The following is a 15,749-nucleotide window of genomic DNA, read 5'->3' on the forward strand; positions in this document are numbered from 1 at the left end:
CAAGCAATGAGGATTACTTAAAAGTTGCGGGTCTCATTCTTGGTAAGTTCACCGAGAAGTTTTTCCATTTCATCCTCGATGCTGTCATCCGGCTTGCCACCATTCGGAGAGATATCGAGCGACCCCAGAAGCTCTTCTTCGAAAATATCCACTTCCAGCATTTCAGGTTCATTGTCGGCAGAACCAGTAGGGCTTTCTGTTTCAAGATCAGCCATGATGGCATCGTGAAAAGCGCCGCCAAGATCGCCAAGATCATCATCAACCGCTTCCGGGGCTTCCGGCTCCGGATTTGAAGGAGCAGAAACTTGCTCTGTCTTGAGGGCAGGCGGCGTGAAATCTGGTGCTGATGAGGTCGTCACCGCCGGGCTTTGTAAAATGTCACCGATTTCAGGAGCTGTTGCCTTTGCACTCGCCGTCACTTCACGCTCTGGCGTAACACCACCAAGATCAGAGGCTGCAACAGTTGCCGCAGCAGCTGCAGCGGCACTGGCACCCAGGCCGGACGTTGAGCTGAGAACCCCACGCGAAACCTGGCTGAGAGGGTAGGCAGGATGCAAGCGTGGTGACGGTGGCTGTTCCGCCGGACGCTCAGCTGGCAGTACCGTGCGTGGTTGTGGCGGATAGTTGGGCGCTGGGCGTGGCGGCTGTGGACGCGCCTGAACGACGGGTGCCTCAACAGTTTTGGATGCCTGAGGAGCGACTGGCGTGACGGGCGGGCGTGGAGGAGCGCGAAACTGTGGCGTTTCAGGATTCACCTGCTGAGCTGGTGTTTCCCGAACTGGTTCGGATTTGCGCTGCACCGGCGTTTCGATCGGGGAATTTAGTTGAATGGCTTCGCCTTTTTCCATCGCTTGCTGGGTGAGAGCCGGTCGCTCTGTCACCTCGGACGTGATGCTTGCCTCATGCTGACGAAAACGTTCGATATGTTCCGCTTCGATACGCACGCTTTGCGCACGAGAATTGGCCCGCGATTCCATGACGATATTCTGTTCGACGACCACGTCAGTAGGACCACCGATAAGCAGCAGATGTTCAACATCATCACGGCGGATCAGAACCAGCTTGCGGCGGCTATCCACCGCTGCTGCATCCATAACCGAAAGTCTTGGCTGACGTCCTGTTCGACCGTTCGTGGCAAAAGTTCCACCGCTGAAGCGACGAATAATACTCAGAACAACGAAAATTCCGCCTAAAATGATCGCAAAAATAAGGATGAAGCCGACAATATTTGCCGCGCTTTCTCCAACAAGACCGCTGAGCCATTCCTTCATGCGGGTAACCCTCTCATACTAAAACGAATAATGTCCGGTTGACGGAAACCACAAATTCCCCGCGCTTCAAATCAACGTGACAACTCATGTCTATAGAACACTAGTTCAATTTACCCTGCTTGGGAATGTTCCATCAATTTGCTAGAAACATATGATCCCCAGCCAAAACAGTGCAAAACACCTTAGTAGATGCTGTTTTGAGGTCGGCAAGCTTGTGCTGTCGGGCAATTAACGCATTCTGCGAATCGTATATACCCTGCAATATGCGTCAAAATCTGGCACAAGACATGAAGCTGGAAAACGATGCAGGGAACGTGATTGGTTTTGCTTGATGAATAAGATAGCGCTTGAGCTGGAAGTAACAGCGAACGGACGATTTGTCGTCCATGCAGTTCAGCCAAACAGCATGAAAGGGCAGTGGGCCTGATGTCGCGACAGACGGACGATAATTATCCGAAACCGCTCGTCATGCCGAAGCGTGGCTCAAGCTCAGCTCTAAGGCTCCTGATTATCGGCATTGTGCTGACAGTCGCAGCCCTTGTCTATTTCCTGTTTCGCGACAAGCTCGGTGACGGTTTTGCTATCGTCCTGATGGGCATATTGTCTATGATTGGCGTGTTCTATCTATTTGGCGCTGCCACAGGTCTGATCCAGTTCAGCCAGCGTCATGGCGGGCAGGATCTGGCTCATACCTTCATGGATACGCTGCCCGAAGGAACCGTAATTTCGGATTCCCGCGGCCAGATCGTTTACGCCAATAATTCCTATGCCGGGATGACCGGAGTCGCCACTGCCGACGGCGTGCGCTCGCTCGACAATATCCTCACGAATGAACCCGCCGCCTCGGATGCGATCTATCGCCTGACAAATGCTGTCCGCGATGGCCTCTCAGGGCAGGAAGAAGTGCGCATTTCCGGTGGTCTTTCACGTGATAGTCATGGCTCTGCCGCACCAGTCTGGTATCGCATCAAAGCGCGTCCAGTCGATGGCGGACAGGACTTCAAGGGGCAACTGGTCGCCTGGCAGATTGCCGACATTTCCGATGAGCGTGCCGAACAGGAGCGCTTCTTTCAGGAACTTCAGGAAGCGATCAACCATCTCGATCATGCACCAGCCGGTTTTTTCTCTGCTGATCCGGCCGGGCGCATCATCTATTTAAACGCAACGCTCGCGGAATGGCTTGGCGTCGATCTCACCCAATTCACACCGGGTTCGCTTACGCTCAACGATATCGTTGCAGGCAGCGGAATGGCGCTCATTAAGGCCGTCAAGGCAGAACCGGGCACCAGTCGCAATACGGTCATCGACCTTGATCTGATCAAGCGCAACGGCCAGAGCCTCGCTGTTCGTTTCTATCACCGGGTTCAGGCCGCACGCGACGGAACACGCGGCACAAGTCGCACAATCGTGCTGGATCGCGCCGAGGGGGATGATTCATCAGCGGCATTGCGTTCTGCTGAAGTGCGATTCACGCGCTTCTTCAATTCAGCACCGATGGCAATTGCGGCTGTGGATGCCGAAGGGCATACATTGCGCACCAATGCGCGCTTCCTCGACATTTTTGCACCCGTTGTTGATCGTGATGCGGTCGATAATCGTGTGAAGCTTGAAAAGGTCGTTCATGAACGTGACCGCGAAACCTTCAATAAGGCACTGGCCGCAGCATTTGCGGGGCAGGCCAGCATTTCGCCGGTCGATACTGTTCTTCCGGGCAATGAAGAGCGCCACATTCGTTTCTATTTGAGTGCTGTCACCGATCTGCGCGAAACCAGCGAAGAAGCTGCCATCATTTCTGCAGTGGAAACTACCGAGCAGAAAGCGCTCGAAAATCAGATGGCGCAAAGCCAGAAGATGCAGGCCGTTGGTCAGCTTGCCGGTGGTATTGCCCACGACTTCAACAACGTGTTGACTGCGATTATCATGTCGTCGGATCTGCTGCTGAGCAATTATCGCGCTTCCGATCCGTCCTTCCCGGACATCATGAACATCAAGCAGAACGCAAATCGCGCGGCTTCTCTCGTTCGACAGCTACTGGCATTCTCACGCCGTCAGACGCTACGCCCGGAAGTTCTTGACCTTACCGATGTGTTGGCAGATCTGCGTATGCTTCTGGCACGCCTCGTTGGCAAGGATATTGGTCTTAAGATCGAGCATGGACGCGATGTCTGGCCGGTTAAGGCTGATCTTGGCCAGTTCGAGCAGGTTGCCGTCAACCTGGCCGTGAATGCCCGTGACGCCATGCCGGAGGGCGGCGAGATCACTTTGCGCACGCGCAATGTCAAAGCGTCCGAAGCGGCAAAGCTTAACTATCGAGACCTCCCTGAAGCCGACTATGTCGTCTTTGAAGTTGCAGACAATGGCACCGGCATTCCTGCGGACGTGCTTGAGAAAATCTTCGAACCGTTCTTCACCACGAAGGAAGTAGGCAAGGGGACGGGTCTCGGTCTTTCGATGGTCTATGGCATCATTAAACAGACCGGCGGCTTCATCTATTGCGACTCTGAGGTCGGCAGAGGCACAACCTTTAAAATTTTCCTCCCGCGCCATATTGAAGAAAAGAACGCAGACAATGCACCGGTAGCAGTCAAAGAGAAGAAGGTCGAGAAAGCAACCGACCTCTCAGGCTCTGCAACAGTTCTGCTTGTTGAGGACGAAGACGCGGTTCGTATGGGCGGTGTACGCGCACTGCAGTCGCGAGGCTATACTGTGCACGAAGCGGCGTCAGGCGTCGAAGCCCTTGAAGTTCTCGAAGAACTGAACGGTCAGGTCGATATCGTTGTCTCCGATGTTGTTATGCCTGAAATGGACGGCCCGACACTTCTCCGCGAACTGCGCAAAACACATCCGGACATCAAGTTCATCTTTGTATCCGGTTATGCAGAAGACGCATTTGCACGCAATCTGCCAGCCGATGCCAAGTTTGGTTTCTTGCCTAAACCTTTCTCTCTCAAACAGTTAGCGACTGCTGTTAAAGAAATGCTGGAGAAAGAGGATTGATGAAAGTTATCGGTTCGGAAAGCGATGCGTGAGCGCATAATTTCGATTTTCGGCGGCGGACCTGCAGGGTTATTCGCCGCCGAACGCTTGTCGGCGCTTGGGCATTCCGTCACGGTTTATGAACAGATGCCAACCGTTGGGCGCAAGTTTTTGCTGGCAGGCAAATCCGGTCTCAACATCACGCATTCCGAAGAATTTACACAATTTGCGCAGCGCTATGGCGCGAGCAACGATCATCTGTTGCCAGCGTTACAACAATTCACACCACAGAATTTACGCGACTGGGCAGATGCGCTCGGAGCTGAAACCTTTGTCGGTTCATCCGGTCGCGTTTTCCCGAAAGCGATGAAGGCTTCGCCTTTGTTGCGCGCGTGGGTACGTCGATTGGAAGCGCAGGGCGTCAAAGTACTGACCCGTCATAAATGGATCGGCTTCAGCTCTGGCAAGCCACTGGTGCAAACGTCAAACGGAATTGAACCTGTATCGTGCGACGCAGCCCTTTTTGCCTTCGGTGGAGCAAGCTGGCCCAAGCTCGGCTCCAATGGCGTATGGAGCGAAATATTCGCAGAACAAGATATCCAGATTGCACCGATGCGTCCGGCCAATTGCGGTTTCGATGTCAATTGGAGTGACATCTTTGCCGAACGCTTCGCAGGCGAGCCAGTCAAGTCGGTGACGATCACCAGCAAGGCAGGCACAACACAAGGCGAGTTTGTGATTACGCGCGGTGGTGTCGAAGGTAGTCTTGTCTATGCGCACTCCGCCGCTCTGCGTGATGAACTGGAGCAAAAAGGGCAAGCCAATCTGGTTCTTGATCTGGCGCCGGGACGCACAATCGAACGATTGGCGCATGACCTATCACGACAAGATAAGAAGTTAAGTATCAGTAATATATTGCGAAAAGGTGCAGGGCTGACAGGCGTAAAAGCTGCTCTTGTTCTCGAATTTCAGCGTGAAAAAGACCCGACCAAGCTTGCACAAACCATCAAATCTCTCGCAATTCCACTTGTCCGTCCTCGACCGATTGAAGAAGCAATTTCTTCGGCCGGTGGCATAAAATGGAACGAGCTCAATGAACACTATATGCTTAAAAAACTGCCCGGCATGTTCGTGGCCGGCGAGATGGTTGACTGGGAAGCGCCAACCGGCGGTTATCTCCTGACCGCATGTTTTGCAATGGGGCTGGCGGCAGCAAACGGCATCGATAACTGGCTACGAAATAAGGGTTAGATTTCTCAATCATCCGCGATATGGGGGGAATATGAAACGCTTTTTGAAAGTTACCGGTTCCATTGTCCTGATAGCCATTCTTGGTGTCGTGTTATGGCTGGGCTTCAAGCCTCCGGAGCTTCTTAAAGTCGGCACAGGCTATGCCGCCAAGATTGTCTGCTCCAATGTCTTTCTGGCGCATCGCGATGCTGAGGCCGTACTTGCCGACGATGTGCAGGCACCGGGGCATCCGCTGCTGAAATATCTCAACGTTTCCGTAAACCAGGCGCATCAAAGCGTTATCGTGCACATCTTCGGCTTCTTTGCGCCGAGCAAAGCTGTTTATCGTCCGGGATTGGGCTGCGCCAATATTCATGACGAGGATTTACGTCCCGATCTGCAGATACCAGCGGATGCTGCAGCGCTTATATCCGACATCAGCATCAACCCGACAGTCCAGAACATTATAGAAAACCCGGCGCTAGCAGGGCCGGGCATGCGTGCAATCGCTGTTCTCAAGAATGGTGAAATTATTGCCGAAACCTATGGCAAGGGCTTTGATGCCAGCACGCCGTTGCTTGGCTGGTCCATGACAAAATCGATTATGGCGACATTGATCGGTATGCGCATTGCAGAAGGCCGCATGGATCTGAAACGCGACCACTTGCTACCGGAATGGAGTAGTGATGATCGTTCCAAAATTACACTCGCTGATCTGATGGCCATGGAAAGCGGCCTCAAATTTGACGAAGATTATGGTAACGTCACGGACGTGACGCGCATGCTGTTCCTCGAGAACAATATGACTGGATTTGCCGCCTCTCTGCCGCTTGAAGCGGAACCAGGTACCAAATTCAATTATTCGAGCGGCACGGCAAACATCTTATCCAAACTCTATATGGAAAGCTTTAACAGTCGCGATGAAGCAATTGTCTATGCGCAAAAGGCGCTCTTTGAGCCGTTAGGCATCGCGAGTGCCACGTTGGAAGCGGATGCCAGCGGTATTTTTGTTGGCTCTTCTTACCTCTATGCAAATGCGCGCGACTGGCTTTATCTCGCGCGATTTCTTCTCGACAATGGTAGGATTGGCGACAAACAACTGTTGCCAGCTGAATTCGTAAACTTCATGCGCCAACCGTCCAAAGCCTCAGAGGGGCGTTACGGATCAGCGCAAGTATGGCTGCAAAGTGCAGGGGTTTTTGTCGGCACAGAAGGCATCCCGGCAGATGCCTTCTGGATTTCAGGGCATGATGGACAGAGCATTCTCATCGTTCCGTCGATGCAGCTGGCAATTGTCCGCCTTGGTCTCACTCCGTCACGAACTGGATATAAAGTCCCAGAGCTTCAGGCGGCAGTGGTCAAAGCACTTCACTGATCCGGTTTCAGATCAACGAGGTTGAGTTTGCGAAAGTCTCCGCCGCTTGGATTCTGGAATGGATAAAGGCCAAACTCCGGCATGACTGCATAGAGATGATCGAAAATATCGGACTGGATCTGCTCGTAAGAAGCCCAGATTGTTGTGTTCGTGAAGCAGTAGATCTCGAGCGGTAAGCCGTCCGGCGTTGGGTCCATCTGGCGCACAATCAAAGTCATCCCTTTATGAATGCCGGGATGACTGCGCAGATAAGTTTCAACATAGGCTCGGAATGTTCCGATATTGGTAAAACGGCGCGTGTTGACCGGGTTCTTTGCCTTGTCGCCGAGCTTTGCATTCCAATCGGCGATTTCTTTCTCTTTCTTCGATAGATAAGCCGTCAGCTGATCAATGGATGCAAGGCTTTGGAGCTCTTCTTCGCTCAGAAAACGGATCGTCGCCTGATCGATAAACAGGGCACGCTTGATGCGTCGGCCACCCGATTGCTGCATCCCGCGATAGTTTTTCATCGGTTCGGTGATGAGCTTGCGGATTGGAACGGTGGTAATGGTCTTGTCGAAATTCTGCACCTTCACCGTATAAAGCGCGATCTCAACCACATCGCCATTGGCATCGAGGTTTTTCATCTCAATCCAGTCACCGACACGCACCATGTTTGAAGAGGCGATTTGCATACTGGCTACGAGCGAAAGCAGCGTATCCTGAAAAACCAGAATAAGTACTGCGGCCATAGCACCGACACCGGACAGAAGGATGATTGGAGACCGGTCCAGCAGCGTGGCAATTATAAGTACAATTGCCACGATATAGATCACGAGCTTGCTGACCTGAATGTAGCCCTTGATTGGGCGGTCTTTCGCTTCTTCACGGCGGCTATAAAGCGTATCCACAACGCTTAGAAAAGCGCTCACTGTAAATGCCAGAGTCAGAATAATGAATGCCGTTGCAACATTACTGATGATCGTCAGTGCGGTCTGCGGCAACCCGGGCACAGCAGCAATGCCGGACGAAATAATCAAAGCCGGAACGATGTTGGCCAGATGACCGACAACACCGTTTCTTTTCAGTTCCTCATCCTGACCAAAGGCCGTTCTCTGAACAACCCTGTCCAAGACTTTGAGCAATATCGCTTTAATGAGGAAATTTGCGACAAATGCCGCAAGAAAAAGACCGCCAAGGGATGCAACCGTTTGCGCCCAGGGGTGGGCAATAAAGAATTCCGACAATAGACTTTCCCAAATGAAATGTTCGAATGATTTGGTGATTGTTCAACAGTGGTACGTGTATGAACTGCTGAAATCAACCGTTCGCATCATTTCAAATAAAAGCCCCGGCCAGAGGCCAGGACTTTTATCCATACAGTACACAAGGATATAGTTTTACTGCGCAGGAGCAGGTGTTGCTGGCGCTGTAGACGGATCAGCCGCGGGCGCGTCTGTCGCTGGAGTCTCTGTCTCACCTGTAGCGGCTTTATCGGCTACACCGTCGGCAAAGAGTGCAGAACGATCAAAAGTCGGTGCCTCGGTCAGCTGCTCCTTCGTGGCCTTGATGACCAACCACTTTTTGCCGTCGCTTCGTGTTGCAAGCTGTAACTGATCAGGGCTCACAGCCACGTCCTTCTCGCCGACACCAAGGAAGCCACCGACACCAATCACGGCTGCCTGAATTTCGCCTTCAGGGCTGGTGATCAAATCGTTGAGCTTACCAACAGAGGCAGCGTCGGCGGCGTCGCTCTCATAAACGGTCTGACCGATGAAGCTTGATACAAGGAGTTGTCCGTCCTTCGATTCAACAAAGCCGACCTTATCGGCATCTTCAGAAGGCGGGCTGCCAAACATGTTCTGGGATGAGACTGGAAGCTCTGCTGCTGCAGGCGCTGCTTCGGTCGGTGCCGGAGTTGCCGTCTGCGCGAAAGCTGATCCACCGATAAACAGTGCACACGTCGTTGTCAGAAGTGTTGTTCTAAGCATAACCATCTCCTTTATACGCTCGGTTGCATTAGTTGAACGTAGAGAGATGAATTGAGTTCCGAATTTTATATATTTTTTTATGAACAATAAGGATCTGAATAAGAGATATAAATCAGCTTAGAATGTATTTTAAAAATAAAACAGGCCGGTTAAAACCGGCCTGAATTTTATATTCAATCGAAATGCAGATTAACTGCAACCACTTGTAGCGCCGCACGTATCACACTTGAGGCAAGTGCCGTTGCGAACCATGGTGAAGTTCTGGCACTCCGTGCAGCTGTCACCCGTGTAGCCCTGCATCATCGATTTGATACGGCGATCAGCTTCGAGCTTCTTGGCCGCATTCGTCGTTTCTGCACGAGCAGATGCCGCATCAGCTGCAGCCTTGTCAGAGAACAGCTCGGTTGCTGCCTGATTTTCCTGCTGAGGTGCTGGTGTTGCCTGCTCCTCAAACTCGCGCTTGAGTGCAGTCGCCCCTTCAGTAACCAGACCAACTGTGCCCGCGCGCGGGGAGGAGGATTTCAATGTCGTAACATTTGAACCTTGTGGTGCCGATGTAGCCGATCCCTTTGATTCATTGCCGGGCAGGGTGCCGGATGGGGTGTTTGACACCAATGTCGGCTTGTAGCCGCGTGTCCAGCCGGTGGAAACGAGATTGGTTTTGCCTTCCTGAATGCCCTTACCGAGCGCCGTGTTCGAGAAATCGCTCGTATCGACATGAGCGAGATCGTTGCGGCCAAGGTAAGACACAGCCAGTTCACGGAAGACATAATCGATGATCGACGTTGCCGTCTTGATCGCATCATTGCCGATGACCATGCCCGCAGGCTCGAACTTCGTGAACGTAAATGCCTCGACATATTCTTCGAGCGGCACGCCATATTGAAGGCCGAGCGACACAGCAATAGCGAAGTTGTTCATCATTGCACGGAAAGCAGCACCTTCTTTGTGCATATCAATGAAGATTTCACCGAGGCGACCATTACCAAACTCACCTGTGCGAAGGTAAACCTTATGACCACCTACGACTGCCTTCTGCGTGTAACCCTGACGACGGTTCGGCAGCTTCTCACGCTCATGAACAATCTTTTCGATGACTTTTTCAACGACGCGCTCTGTGATCTGAACAGCACGCGCTGCTGCCGGCGCTTCGATCAGCGCTTCAACCGCATCATCTTCGTCTTCATCGTCCGAGATAAGTGAAGCATTCAGTGGCTGTGAGAGCTTGGAACCATCGCGGTAAAGCGCATTGGCCTTGAGTGCCAGCTTCCATGAAAGCATGTAAGCACTCTTGCAATCTTCAACGGTCGCTTCATTCGGCATGTTGATGGTCTTGGAGATTGCACCCGAAATGAACGGCTGTGCCGCTGCCATCATCCAGATATGGCTTTCGACCGAAAGATAGCGCTTGCCGATTTTGCCGCAAGGATTGGCGCAATCAAACACTGCATAATGCTCTTCTTTCAGGAAAGGCGCACCTTCAAGCGTCATCGCTCCGCAAACATGAACGTTAGCTGCTTCGATTTCCTTCTTGGCAAAACCAATCGCTGGCAGCAATTCAAACGAGAAATCGTTGAGCTGCTCATCGGTGAGCTTGAGCACGTCCTTGCAGAAATCTTCGCCAAGCGTCCACTTGTTGAAAGCGAACTTGATGTCGAATGCGCTTTTCAGAGCGGCATTCAGCACTTCAATCTTCTCGTCAGTAAAGCCCTTAGCTTTGAGTGTCGAAGGATTGACGCCGGGTGCCTGATTGAGATTGCCGTGACCGACAGCATAAGCTTCGATTTCAGCAATCTGGCTTTCCGAATAGCCGAGCGTGCGCAGTGCTTCCGGCACAGCGCGATTGATGATCTTGAAGTAACCGCCGCCAGCGAGCTTCTTGAACTTCACCAGAGCAAAGTCAGGCTCAATACCGGTCGTATCACAATCCATGACGAGGCCGATCGTGCCGGTTGGCGCGATAACTGTTGCCTGCGCATTGCGGTAGCCGTACTCTTCACCGAGTTCCAGTGCCTTGTCCCATGCAGCGCGCGCGTGGGTGATCATGTCCTGGTCAGGGCAATCTTCAGCAATCAGACCGACCGGATTAACGGCAAGGCCTTCATAACCATCATTTTCGCCATAAGCCGCACGGCGATGATTGCGAATGACGCGGAGCATGCTTTCGGCATTTGGCTCATAGCTTGGGAAAGCACCGAGCTCCTTGGCCATTTCAGCAGAAGTGGCATAGGCAACACCGGTCATGATCGCGGTGAGGGCGCCACAGATCGCACGGCCTTCATCTGAGTCGTAAGGAATGCCGGAAGTCATCAGCAGGCCACCAATATTGGCGTAGCCGAGGCCGAGGGTACGATACTCATACGAGAGACGGGCGATTTCCTTCGAAGGGAACTGCGCCATCATCACAGAAATTTCGAGAACCATGGTCCAAAGACGAGCGGTATGCTCATAAGCGCTAATGTCGAACGAGCCGTCCTTGTTGCGGTAGGTCAACAGGTTGATCGACGCCAGATTACAAGCCGTATCATCGAGGAACATATATTCCGAGCACGGATTGGATGCGCGGATTGGGCCAGCCGCAGGGCAGGTGTGCCAATCGTTCATCGTGGTGTTGAAATGCAGACCCGGATCAGCCGATGCCCAGGCAGCGTAACCGATCTTCTCCCAAAGATCGCGCGCCTTGAGCGTTTTCATCACGCGGCCATCGCGGCGCGCAGTCAGGTTCCAGTCACCGTCAGTTTCGACAGCGCGCAGGAATTCGTCTTTGAGCGAGACGGAATTGTTCGAATTCTGACCCGACACGGTGAGATAGGCTTCCGAATCCCAATCGGTGTCATAGGTCTTGAACTCAATGTCCGTATAACCCTGACGCGCAAACTGAATGACACGCTTGACGTAGTTTTCCGGAACTTGATTCTTCTTTGCAGCCTTGATTTCGCGCTTGAGGGCAGGGTTCTTGGACGCATCAAAGCAATCGTCATTGTCAGCTTCGCAATTAACGCAAGCCTTCATGATCGCTGTCAGATGCTGCTTGACGATCTTGGAGCCAGTGACGAGAGCCGCAACCTTCTGCTCTTCCTTCACCTTCCAGTCGATATATTCTTCGATATCCGGATGGTCGACATCGACAACCACCATCTTGGCTGCGCGACGTGTCGTGCCACCAGACTTGATCGCACCCGCTGCACGGTCACCGATCTTAAGAAAGCTCATCAGGCCGGAAGACTTGCCGCCACCCGAAAGCTTTTCACCAGCACCGCGCAGATGCGAGAAGTTGGAGCCGGTGCCGGAACCATATTTGAACAGACGTGCTTCACGAACCCAGAGATCCATGATGCCGCCTTCATTGACGAGATCATCACCAACCGACTGAATGAAGCAGGCATGTGGCTGTGGATGTTCGTAAGCGGACTTGGATTTCGTCAGCTTGCCGGTCTGCCAGTCAACATAGAAGTGCCCCTGACCCGGGCCATCAATACCATAGGCCCAATGCAGGCCAGTGTTGAACCATTGTGGGCTGTTTGGTGCGACACGCTGCGTTGCAAGCATATAAGCGAGTTCATCGCGGAAAGCGCTCGCATCTTCTTCTGAGTTGAAGTAGCCGCCCTTCCAGCCCCAATAGGTCCAGGTGCCCGCCAGACGATCAAAAACCTGACATGCATCCATTTCAGAACCAAAACGCTCATCTTCCGGAAGCTTGGACAGAGCGTCTTCATCCGGAACCGAGCGCCAGAGCCACGATGGAACATCGTTCTCTTCAATTTTTTTCAGACGAGCAGGGACTCCGGCTTTGCGGAAATATTTCTGCGCAAGAATGTCTGCGGCAACCTGGCTGAACTGCGCCGGGACATTGATGTCCTCAAGGCGAAACACCACCGAGCCATCGGGATTCTTGATCTCACTGGTCGCCGTGCGGAATTCGATCTCCGCATAGGCCGACTGGTTTTCTTTCGTAAAACGGCGTTCGATCTTCATCTGTCCCATCCAAACGTTCTATATATAGTAGCCAGACTGATCAATTTCAGCCCTAATTCAGCCTTGGCGTGCCAGCCACAACAGGTGTCCTGCATATTCGTTTCGAACGTCCTCCCTGTGTGGGAGGGCAATCGTGTTAAGGAGCGTGCTCCTCGATAATTTCTCGGCCAACCTTGCTCACGAAGGCATGATTGGTGTTCCAGCCGCAAGGCCGGTCTTATTCGAAGTCATGCGAGTTTGCGGATAAGGTTTTTCCTTATCTGGTATGTTATCATGATTGAAAATACTAAATCTAGTATTAATCCGACATCAACACCAACAAAACTCATCTTTCCTGCCAAGCTAAGCCTCTGAATTTCAGACGCAAAAAATCCCGCGCGATAAACATCTTTTCGACGCACCGCCCGCTACTGACTCGACTAAATTGAAGAAAAGGCCAACACAACCTGACGCCCGGCCACGCTACTCACGCAACGATCATTCCATAAAAAACGACTCGGACATGAGCGTCAAGCTTTGGTTTACCATATGGCTTCCAACGCTAGATATTGTGAGAAAGTGCTGGGGGCAAATGTGGATAACGGGGAGAATGACAGTTATATGAAGGGGAAAACAAATCCTCCCCATAGGCCCGAGGCCACCGTTGGTTTGAAAATCGCTCAACAAGAGCAATGACCTTCATCCCATCTAATCCAGTTTGACGGTCAAGCCAGCGTTGCGGCTAGTGGTCTGATTTCGACATTTGCATCCCTCGATTACAAGCTCGGACAAATGTCGAAATCAAAAAGACCACTGGCAAGTTTACGAATCTAGTGGATTTTTCGAATTTGACGTTTGAAACTGCGTTGCAGTCGGTCGGGGTTAAAACGTCAAATTCATTCCACTAGGATAGATAAGTGCCATTTATCCCCAACTCCGGCTAAGCCTGAGTTCTTATTCGTTTATATTTTTCCAGGGGGAAACTTGAAACCTTTGTTAATGACATCTGTGCTTTTTACAGCACTCTCTCTCACCGCCTGTACAACCACGCCCGCTTCCAATTCAGCCTCAGTAATTACCTCTGATGCCTGCGGAGCTTCGCAATATCAAAAATTGGTTGGCGGCCCATCCTCTGCGACAACAGGATTAACAATCCCGGGAGATTCACGTCATTATGGCCGTGAAGAGCGTGTCGCAACCGATAAGCCTTCGCGTCTAAATTTCGTTCACAGCGGGACCGCGACCGAATCCGTAATTAATCCGAAATCTACTGTGATACGCGTATTTTGTGGGTAAAATCCCAATAAAGCTCCGATACCCCGGAACAAAAGTGGAATCGTGATCTATTTATTGCAGATGTCACGACATTCCTGAGCATGCCTCAATCATTTCAATTGAGGCATGCCCAAAAAATATTCTTTAAAATGCACTAAACAGATTATTCAGCGGCAATTGCCATACGTGAACCGTCAAAATCCAACAGAATGCGCTTGAGATCGATTTCATCGACCCGCTCGGCTGCTACACGCGGGGAAACCCACTCGCAAACACGTTGATCACGTTCCGGCCAATCCTTAGCACGCTCGATAAAGTGCAGAGCGTAGACCGCAACCGTAAACTGGTTGATGCATTCTGGTGGCAGGTCGCTCTTGCAATAATCAAAGCTCCCGATTGGCTGAGATAATATCTCGCCACGGACGCCAGCTTCTTCATAAGCTTCACGAGCAGCCGTCTCCGCAAGCGTGCGGCCAACTTGTGGCCATCCCTTGGGAATCACCCAACGGCCGGTTCCACGACTGGTGATAACAAGAACCTGCAATTCATGCGCTTCGTAGCGGTACACAAGTGCCGCAACTTGTTGCAAACGACCGGAAGGCGTCAGAATACGCTTTTCCGTTGCAACAAATTTTTTAGCCTGTGTTTTCACTGCGAAAGTCCCACCATTTTCCAAACAGAATGGATTGATTCGCCAAAATGACAATGGATTTGTTCGCCACTGCCTCACAATAAAAGTCGAAAATGCTTTTATTTTAAAGGGCTTGCTGAAATTTGCGGGCGCACAGCTTCAAATCAGTACTGTGCAGTCCGCCTCCATCTTATTTCGGCAGACTTTCAATATAGTGTGATTGCGGCGGTTTTACCACCGCAACCTACCTTCATTTATTTTCGTTTAGAGCGCGTTTTGATGTCATTGGATCAGATCGGCGCTCTAAATATTTATTTTAACGCACATCTTTGTCCGAAAACCGTTTCACACTTTTCGGGATGCGCTCTAACCGCGCTTACCGCCAGCAATAGGTTCCTGATAGGTAAAGCCCATATCCCATGGGAAGTAGATCCAGGTATCCTGCGAAACTTCCGTCACAAAGGTATCTACGAGCGGGCGTCCCTTTGGCTTCGCATAAACGGTTGCAAAATGTGCCTTTGGCATCATTTCGCGGACGATAGCGGCGGTTTTACCCGTGTCGGTCAGGTCATCAACGACGATGACACCTTCGCCACCATTTTCGAGCAGCGGAGCGCTGATTCCCTTGAGAATTTCCATTTCGCCCTGCGATGTATAATCGTGATAGGACGCAACGCAGACCGTTTCGATCAAACGAATGCCGAGCTCACGGCAAACAATAGCAGCCGGGACCAACCCACCACGCGTGATTGCGACAATGGCACGCCATTCGCGGTCCATATCGGCAATACGCCAGGCAAGCGCGCGGGCATCGCGGTGGAACTGATCCCAGGAAACGGGAAAGGCTTTATCGGGCAACGACATCGAAACGCTCCATGGAAAATCCGGGAGTTTCACTCCGGACCTGTCAAACCAAAAATGCGCGATGGCAGTTGCCAGTCGCGCTGAACTGTCTGGATCTGCAGCTTTTCTTCATGCGCGCACAACACTTTAAATGCATGCAGCACAGGTACGAAAAGGCTTTCCGCCCGGCAATTTCAGCGCCGGGAAATGCTGATAACCGCAAA

Annotated in this window: 9 protein-coding genes; 3 read left to right on the forward strand and 6 right to left on the reverse strand. The window is 51.9% G+C overall.

Annotation, left to right across the window (positions count from 1 at the left end; genetic code table 11):
• Positions 1–17: 17 nt before the first annotated feature.
• Positions 18–1,271: a flagellar biosynthetic protein FliO gene (locus tag ACSME1_RS00945; protein WP_105705935.1), complete on the reverse strand. Its 1,254-nt coding sequence runs from the start codon at positions 1,269–1,271 to the stop codon at positions 18–20.
• A gap of 426 nt (positions 1,272–1,697) precedes the next feature.
• Here ACSME1_RS00945 and cckA point away from each other — a divergent pair, with 426 nt between their 5' ends.
• From cckA to ACSME1_RS00960, 3 genes are read left to right on the forward strand one after another with little or no spacing between them, the layout of a single operon-like run.
• Entirely contained in the window at positions 1,698–4,268 is a 2,571-nt protein-coding gene (gene cckA / locus ACSME1_RS00950; RefSeq protein ID WP_105705933.1) for a cell cycle histidine kinase CckA, read from the forward strand.
• 24 nt (positions 4,269–4,292) lie between these two features.
• Positions 4,293–5,498 (forward strand): TIGR03862 family flavoprotein, encoded by a 1,206-nt coding sequence (locus ACSME1_RS00955; protein WP_024898696.1) that lies wholly within the window; start codon positions 4,293–4,295, stop codon positions 5,496–5,498.
• A 31-nt stretch (positions 5,499–5,529) separates the two neighbouring features.
• Positions 5,530–6,852: a serine hydrolase domain-containing protein gene (locus ACSME1_RS00960; RefSeq protein WP_105534545.1), complete on the forward strand. Its 1,323-nt coding sequence runs from the start codon at positions 5,530–5,532 to the stop codon at positions 6,850–6,852.
• On the opposite strand, the gene ACSME1_RS00965 is transcribed toward ACSME1_RS00960, so the two are convergent.
• From ACSME1_RS00965 to gpt, 5 genes are all read right to left on the reverse strand, one after another.
• A complete protein-coding gene (locus ACSME1_RS00965) occupies positions 6,846–8,078 on the reverse strand; it encodes a mechanosensitive ion channel family protein (protein ID WP_024898694.1) in 1,233 nt (410 codons plus the stop codon). The genes ACSME1_RS00960 and ACSME1_RS00965 overlap by 7 nt on opposite strands.
• 153 nt (positions 8,079–8,231) lie before the next feature.
• On the reverse strand, positions 8,232–8,822 hold the full coding sequence (locus tag ACSME1_RS00970) for a PRC-barrel domain-containing protein (RefSeq protein ID WP_024898693.1): 591 nt from the start codon (positions 8,820–8,822) through the stop codon (positions 8,232–8,234).
• A gap of 189 nt (positions 8,823–9,011) precedes the next feature.
• On the reverse strand, positions 9,012–12,797 hold the full coding sequence (locus ACSME1_RS00975; RefSeq protein ID WP_024898692.1) for a vitamin B12-dependent ribonucleotide reductase: 3,786 nt from the start codon (positions 12,795–12,797) through the stop codon (positions 9,012–9,014).
• 1,417 nt (positions 12,798–14,214) lie between these two features.
• The gene (locus tag ACSME1_RS00980; protein WP_105705931.1) at positions 14,215–14,703 is read right to left on the reverse strand and encodes an NUDIX hydrolase; all 489 of its coding nucleotides are present in this window, start codon (positions 14,701–14,703) and stop codon (positions 14,215–14,217) included.
• Between the two features lie 345 nt (positions 14,704–15,048).
• A complete protein-coding gene (gene gpt / locus ACSME1_RS00985; RefSeq protein ID WP_007875001.1) occupies positions 15,049–15,546 on the reverse strand; it encodes a xanthine phosphoribosyltransferase in 498 nt (165 codons plus the stop codon).
• Positions 15,547–15,749: the final 203 nt, after the last annotated feature.

The sequence above is a fragment of the Brucella pituitosa genome, from assembly GCF_965577835.1.
GTDB classification, from domain to species: domain Bacteria; phylum Pseudomonadota; class Alphaproteobacteria; order Rhizobiales; family Rhizobiaceae; genus Brucella; species Brucella pituitosa.

Coding starts and splice junctions, on each gene's coding strand:
- gpt (WP_007875001.1), bottom strand. CDS start 15,546: ATGTCGTTGCCCGATAAAGCCTTTCCCGTTTCCTGGGATCAGTTCCAC.
- cckA (WP_105705933.1), top strand. CDS start 1,698: ATGTCGCGACAGACGGACGATAATTATCCGAAACCGCTCGTCATGCCG.
- ACSME1_RS00970 (WP_024898693.1), bottom strand. CDS start 8,822: ATGCTTAGAACAACACTTCTGACAACGACGTGTGCACTGTTTATCGGT.
- ACSME1_RS00955 (WP_024898696.1), top strand. CDS start 4,293: ATGCGTGAGCGCATAATTTCGATTTTCGGCGGCGGACCTGCAGGGTTA.
- ACSME1_RS00975 (WP_024898692.1), bottom strand. CDS start 12,797: ATGAAGATCGAACGCCGTTTTACGAAAGAAAACCAGTCGGCCTATGCG.
- ACSME1_RS00960 (WP_105534545.1), top strand. CDS start 5,530: ATGAAACGCTTTTTGAAAGTTACCGGTTCCATTGTCCTGATAGCCATT.
- ACSME1_RS00945 (WP_105705935.1), bottom strand. CDS start 1,271: ATGAAGGAATGGCTCAGCGGTCTTGTTGGAGAAAGCGCGGCAAATATT.